This is a genomic window from Roseomonas rosulenta (assembly GCF_016106005.1).
Taxonomy (GTDB): Bacteria; Pseudomonadota; Alphaproteobacteria; order Acetobacterales; family Acetobacteraceae; genus Neoroseomonas; species Neoroseomonas rosulenta.
The window spans coordinates 1-6,749 of sequence record NZ_JACADR010000245.1 but is presented as its reverse complement, the minus strand read 5'-3'; the positions used below and the strand labels follow the sequence as shown (position 1 = coordinate 6,749).

Sequence of the window (6,749 nt, the reverse complement as noted above, 5' to 3'; positions counted from 1 at the left end):
CGTGTGCTCTTCGGATCTCCGCCATGGCGGCGAAGGCCACCGCCGGCCGCGGCACCGCCGGACGGCGCGGCGGCGGCAGGGCGGCGGGCGCCGCCGCATCCTGCCGGAAGGGCAGCCCCGCCAGGATCAGCAGCAGCAGCACGATCGAGAAGAACAGCCAGCCATAGAGCACATGGTCGGCATCCACCGCCGCCGCGCTGCCGCTGTAATGCCCCAGCATCACCAGGCCGAAGCCGCGCATCCCGTTGGCGATGATCGGCACCACCACCGCCAGCACCATCACCAGCAGCCGCCGCCCCGGGCTGCGGAACATCACCATCGCATAGAGCGCGCCGAAGGCGATGGCCGCGATCAGGAAGCGCAGCCCGGCGCAGGCCTCCGCCACCAGGAAGGTGCCTGCCGGGATCTCGATGACGATGTCGTCGACATAGTGCGGGATGCCGGTGAAGCCGAGGCCGAACTCGATCATCCGTGCCGTCACGCGCTGCAGCGTCGGCACGGTGAAGGCGCCGAAGGGCACCAGGAACACCAGGTAGGCCAGGGGCCCCGCCATGGCGCGCCCGAAGCGCAGCCCGAGCACCGCGACCACCATGGCGATGGCCATGGCGACCGCCGCCAGCTGTCGCCCTTCCATGATGCCGAGCCGCTCGGCCATGACCCAGCCGAGGCCGAGCGGCAGCAGCACCAGCGCGACCATGGGCGCGGGCGACGGCACGATCGCCGCGAGCCGCGGGCGCCGCTGCCAGCCGAGCCAGGCCGCGATCGGCAGGATGATCCAGCAATGGTTGTAGGCGGCCGAGCTGTTCCAGACACGGACCGCGGCCGCGACCTCGGGCGCGAAGACCACGCCCCAGGCCGCCAGCGCCGCGGCCAGGGCGAGCAGCGGTGCCCGCCAGGACACATCGCGCGCAAGGGTCGCATCGCCTGGCGGTGGTGCCGGGCGCTCGACGTCGTTCATGCTGCCGCCTCCCGTGCCGCCAGCGGGGCCGGCGCGCCCAGCGCGGCATCGAGGCCGCGCAGCGTCACCGCCCAGTCGTGCCCGGCCTCGACCGCCGCGCGGGCGCGCTGTCCGATGCCCTGGTGGCGGCCGTCCAGCACCTCGCGGATGCGCGCGACCCATTCCTCGGGCGCGCCGGCCAGTAGCAGGTCCTGCCCGGCGGTGGCGCGCACACCCTCGAAGGCCTCGGGCGAGCAGATCACCGGCCGTGCCATGGCCATCGCCTCGAGCACCTTGTTCTGGATGCCGCGCGCGATGCGCAGCGGCGCGACGCAGCAGGCGGCCCCGGCCATGTAGGGCCGCGTGTCGGGCACCGCGCCGGTCACGCATACCGCGGGCAGGTCGGCCAGCGCGCGCACCGCCGGCGACGGCGCCGCACCCACGATCACGAAGACCGCATCGGGCAGCTGCGCGCGCAGCAGCGGCATCACCTCCAGCGCGAAAAAGGCCACCGCCGCGACATTCGGCGGGTAGTCCATGCGCCCGGTGAAGACGATGGCCGGCCCTGGCGCGTCGATCACGCGCGCATGCTCCTGCGCGGGATCGAAAAAGCCGAGATCGACGCCGTTCTCGACCGCGGCGACGCGGCGCGCCGCCTCGGGCGCGAGGGCGAGGAAGCGCGCGGCCTCGGCGGGCGAGACCAGCAGCGTGCGGTCGAATTCCGCCGCGGCGCGGCGTTCGAAGGCCAGCAGCGTGCGCGCCTCGCGCGACCAGACCAGGCGCATCGGCGCGCGCGCGGCCTCGGCATAGGCGCGCCATTTCTCGGAATCGACATCGACCAGGTCGAGCACGCGGCGCGTCGCGGGCGGCGCGGGCCCCATCGCGTAGGGCGCCATGGCGGCGGAGAAGGCGAGCACGGCGTCGTAGCGCCCCGCCGCCAGCCCCTCCCGCGCCCAGGAAGCGAGCCGCGCATCGTGGAACCAGGCGAGGCTGAGCGGCCGCCCGGGCCGCAGCCCCGCCAGCGCCCGCGCGGCGCGCCCGCGCCCGGCGATGACGGCATGCTCAACCGCGGCGCAGCGCCGGCGCAGCACGTCGAGATGCGCGAGATCCGCCGGGTCGTCCACCAGGCAGCCCAGATCGACCTCCCAGCGATCCGCCAGGTGGTCGAGCATGTGCCAGGCGCGAATCTTGTCCCCCTTGTCCGGCGGGTAGGGGATGCGGTGCGCAAGGAACAGCAGGCGGCGCGCCATGCGCGCCTACCCGAGCCCGCGCACGAGGCGCGGCCCGATCAGGTTGGCGATCACGAGCGGCAGCCGCTTCCAGGCCGCGATCAGCAGCCGGTACTTCGGGTTGTTCGGGTTGTTGTCGGGCACCGAGGCACCCTCGGCCAGGCGGTAGCAGTAGTGCAGCTCCTCCGGCGCGAAGCCCCAGTTGCGCTTGAAGTCGAAGGCGCCGGTGCCGGCCTTGCTGCGCCCGAAGTCGAACAGCGTGGCGCCGCGTTCCGCGCCAGCGCGGCGCATCACCTCCCAGTACATCAGGTCGTTGGCGGCGAGGCCGCGGGCCGCGCGCGTGCCGCCGCCGTAATAGGGCAGCACCTCCTCGCGGAAGTGGAAGTTGAGCACGGCCGAGACGGGCCGCCCCTCGTGCAGCACGGTGGTGACGTCGTGCTCACCCGGGAAGGCCGCGGCGAGCAGGCGGAAGTAGCGGCGCGGGAAGACCGGCGAGCCGAGGTTGCGCACGCTCTCGGCATAGATGCGGTGCAGCCGGTCCACGTCGCCGTCGGTCAGTGTTGTCAGCCCGCGCTTGAGCGCCTTGCGCACCTCCGCGCGCTGCTTGCGCGGGATGTTGCGTTCCATGTCCTTGGTGTCGTCGCCGGTGATGGCGATGGCCTTGCGGAAGGTGAAGTAGAGCGGCGGGCGCGGCTGCCAGCCCGGATCGGGCGCGCCGCGCCGGCGGAATTCGAGGCAGGGCACGCCGAGGCGCCGCTGCAGGTCGATCGCGTACGCCTCGAGCGCGGCGGCCGCCTCGCCGCCGGACGCGACCGCGCCGCCATAGACGCAGAAGGGCGTGGAGGCGAGGAGGTCGCCGAACAGCCGCGTGCGCATGCGCGCCATCGGCAGCACGCCGACCACCGCGCCGTCCTGTTCCGCATACACGTAGTGGGTGCCGTGGCCGAAGGCCTCGCGGATCACCCGCGCCCAGGGCGCGAGGTGGAAGAAGGTCGCCTCCGGGGTTGCGCGCACGAAGCGGTCCCAGGCCGGTGCGGCCGCATCGTCGAGTTCGCGGATGCGGATCGCCATCGGCCGGCGCTCAGGCCGCCCGGGCGGTCGGGGCCGGGGCGGGCGCGGCGATCTCGCTGGCGAAGACCTCGTCCACCCGGCCCCAGGCGAAGTCGCGCAGCAGGCGGACGATGCGCTGCTCCATGCTGCCCTGGCGCGTGTAGTGGCGGAACCGGGCGCGGCGCGGCGCGGCGGCGACGCGCGGCTGGCCCGGGTCGATCTCCCACGGGTGGAAGTAGAACATCCCCGCCCGGCCCTCGGCCTGGTTCACGCGACGCAGCGCGGTGCGGAACAGCGGATAGGGGGCGAGGCGGAACCAGCCTCCGCCGGCACAGGGCAAGTTGCGCCCGAAGGCGCGCAGCGTCGTCATGGGCAGTTCGGGCACGCCCTCGGGGTCGGGCAAATGCGGGCCGCGCGGCGCATCCGGCGCGCCATAGAGGTCGTGGCGCAGCGGGAAGACCGAGCTGCTGTAGCGGTAACCTTCCTCGGCCAGAACGCGATGCGCCCAGGGGGTGATGGCCGGCCCGACCGAGAAGGTAGGCGCACGGTAGCCGGTCACGGCGACGCCGCCGGCATCCTCCAGCACGACTTTCGCGCGGCGGATATCCTCGCGGAAGCGCGCCTGGCCGATCTGATGGACCAGCTCGTGCCCGTAGCCGTGGCTGGCGAGCTCGTGCCCGGCCTCGGCGATGCGGCGGACCAGCGCGGGATGGCGCTCGGCGACCCAGCCCAGGGTGAAGAAGGTGGCACGGACGCCGGCTTCGGCGAGGCGGGCGAGGATACGATCGGTGCTGGCGACGACGCGGCTGTCCGAGACCTCCCAGCGTTCGCGCGGGATCACGCCGGCGAAGGCCTGGACCTGGAACCATTCCTCGACATCGACGCTCATGGCGTTGCGCGGGGGCGGGGCGGTCATCGTGCGGCCCGCGCGGCTTCGGCGCTGTCGACCAGCTCCTGGATGCGGCGCAGCAGGCGCTCGCGCCCTGCGGTCAGGTGCTCGAGATTGGCAATGCGGTCTTCCAGGGCGCGAATGGCGTCCTGGATGCCGCGCTCCTCCGGCTCGGGCTCGGGCGCGGCGACGATCTCGCCAAGGTCCTCGTCGAGTTCCTGCGCCGTCGCCTCCGCGAGCTCGGCGGTCAGCACGGTTCGCCCCTCGAGCGAGCCCGAGAGCAGGATGCGCGAGCAGAGCCGGTTGATCCGCCGTGGGATGCCGTCGGTGAAGCGGTGCACGACATCGAGCGCGCCGGGCTGCCATTCCGGGGTGCCGGTCCAGCCGACCGCGCTCATGCGGTGGCGGACATACTGGTGGGTTTCCTCGAGCGTCAGGCTGCCGAGGTGGTAGGCGGCGAGGATGCGCTGGCGCAGCTGGTCGAGGTCGGGTCGCGCCAGGGTGCGGCGCAGCTGCGGCTGGCCCATCAGCACCACCTGCAGCAGCGCGCGCTCGCCCTCGGTGATGTTGGAGAGCATGCGCAACTCCTCGAGCGCCGCGACGGGCAGCGCCTGCGCCTCGTCGACGATGAGGATGTGGCGCATCCCGCGCGAGGAGATGCCCTCCCACAGTCGCGCGACGACGGCGCGCAGGATCTCCGCCTTGCTGCCCTGCGCCTCGGCGCCGAAGGCGACGGCGACCAGGCGCAGCAGGTCATCGGCCTCGACCTGGGTGGTCATGACGCGGGCGATGGCGTGGTCGGCGGAGGGCAGCTCGGCACAGAGCCGCTCGATCAGGGTGGTCTTGCCAGCGCCGACCTCGCCGGTGACCACGATGAAGCCTTCCTTCTGCGACAGGCCGAAGAGCAGGTGCGCATACGCCCGGCTATGCGCCTTGGAGGCGAAGTAGAGCCTCGCATCCGGCGACATCTTGAAGGGATGCTCGCGCAGCCCGTAGCAGTCGATCTGCATCGCCCCCCCTCAGAAGGTCTGGCGCAACCCGGCCAGGACGATGGCCTGCGAATATTCGTTGGTCGCCAGGCTCGAGGACCGGGTACTATAGAGCACGCGCAGGACGCCCGTGAGGCGTTCGTTGATACGGTGGGACAGCGCGGCGCTTGCGAAGACGACATCGGTCGAGGGCTGGTTCGCGGTCTCGGTGCGCCCGACCTGGACGCCGAGGTTGAGCGCCGTCGCGGGCGTCAGCTCATGGGTCCAGGCGATGCCGCCGTAGTAGCCTGTGGTCTCCACGATCTGCGTGCCGCGCGCGGCCGAGACGGGATCCTGCTGCTGGTAGAAGGCGGAGATCGTGACGCTGTCGCGCGGCCAGGCCTGGGTCAGGGCCACCGACCCGGTCTTGGTCCTGAACAGGCCGCTCTGCACCGGGCTGAAGGAATTGGCATAGAGCACCGGCGCACCGGAGGCCGCGTCCACCGGATTGCCGAGCGCATCGAGCGTGGTGGTGTCGAGCAGGCTCTGTGCATTGGTCGCCGAGGTGGCGAGGCGCTCGACGTAGCTCGCCGTCAGCCGCGTGAAGCCGCCAAGCTGGATGCCGGCGTCGAGCGAGGGGCTGTCGAAGCCGCCGCGATGCCCGTAGCGCGCGATGATGAAGCTGTCGGGCGTGGGCGTGAGGCGCACACCCACCGTCCAGATGGCATCGCTGATACGCGCGGGGTTGGTGCCGCCGTACTCGATGTTCTCGTAGCCGCCTTCCAGCAGCACGGCGATGGTGGGCGTGATGGCGTAGCGCGCCTCGAGCGCGGTCACGAAGACATGCGCGCCGTCATAGACCCCGGTGCCCGAGAAGGCGGTGCCGTCGATGCGCCCCTGCAGCGCGAGCGGGCCGAAATCCTCCCCGCTGCGCACCACGAGATAGCCGCGGTTCGAGATGTAGTCCTGGTTCTGGAAGCTGGGCAGCGTGGCGCCGGGCTGCAGGAACTGCGTGGTGCCCTCCTGCTGCGAATAGGCGAAGGTGTAGCCGAGCTGGGCCGTCGCGGTGCTTCCGAAGCGATGGACGTAGTAGGGCGAGACCTGGAAGAGGTAGGTCTGCACCTGGTTGTTGCGGTTGGACTGCAGCACATTGTCCGGCACCACCCCGCCGCTGGTGGTGCTGAGGCTCGCCGAGCCGCGGATATCGAGGAACAGCGCGTCTGGCACGAGCTCCGCCAGGATCTGTCCGCTGCCCAACTGCGCGAAGCTGTTCTGGCTGGTGTAGGTGGCGTATCCCGTCGCGACCGGGGCGTAGTTGATGGTGGCGCGCACGCGCTCCGTCGCGCCATCGATCAGGATGCCCGGCGTGATGTTCGTGAAGACATCGGAACGCGCGTTGTCGCGCGTCTGGAAGACGTTGTTGGTCGCGCCGACATTGATCGCGATGCTGGGCACGATGTTCCAGGCGCGCCCGGGATCGTCCGGGGCGGTGGCCTCGCCGGGCGCGGCGAAGGGCGCGCCGAAGGGGCCGAGGCGGACCGGCGGGGCGGTGGCGGCGCCTTCCCCGGCGGCGTCCGCTGGGGCAGTGCGACCGGGTGCCGGCTCCTGCGCTCCGCCAAAGGGGATGAGCGGCGCGCCGAGCGAGGCGCCGCCGACCGGCGCTCCGCGCGGCCCGG

6 protein-coding genes are annotated in these 6,749 nt (G+C 72.3%); all 6 read right to left on the bottom strand.

Going from position 1 to position 6,749, the window contains the following annotated elements; all coding sequences use genetic code 11:
* The coding region (gene xrtA, locus HW578_RS20930) for an exosortase A (protein ID WP_198372653.1) at positions 1–958 on the bottom strand (958 nt) is incomplete at its 3' end.
* Positions 955–2,187: a TIGR03087 family PEP-CTERM/XrtA system glycosyltransferase gene (locus tag HW578_RS20925; protein ID WP_198372652.1), complete on the bottom strand. Its 1,233-nt coding sequence runs from the start codon at positions 2,185–2,187 to the stop codon at positions 955–957. The genes HW578_RS20925 and xrtA, both read right to left, overlap by 4 nt.
* A 6-nt stretch (positions 2,188–2,193) precedes the next feature.
* Positions 2,194–3,237 (bottom strand): FemAB family XrtA/PEP-CTERM system-associated protein, encoded by a 1,044-nt coding sequence (locus HW578_RS20920; protein ID WP_198372651.1) that lies wholly within the window; start codon positions 3,235–3,237, stop codon positions 2,194–2,196.
* A 10-nt stretch (positions 3,238–3,247) separates the two neighbouring features.
* Complete coding sequence (locus HW578_RS20915) at positions 3,248–4,132, bottom strand: XrtA system polysaccharide deacetylase (RefSeq protein ID WP_198372650.1); 885 nt, start codon at positions 4,130–4,132, stop codon at positions 3,248–3,250.
* Entirely contained in the window at positions 4,129–5,115 is a 987-nt protein-coding gene (locus HW578_RS20910) for an AAA family ATPase (protein WP_198372649.1), read from the bottom strand. The genes HW578_RS20915 and HW578_RS20910 overlap by 4 nt, the downstream gene beginning before the upstream one ends.
* Before the next feature lie 9 nt (positions 5,116–5,124).
* Positions 5,125–6,749: TIGR03016 family PEP-CTERM system-associated outer membrane protein (locus HW578_RS20905; RefSeq protein ID WP_198372648.1), on the bottom strand; the 1,625-nt coding region annotated here is incomplete at its 5' end.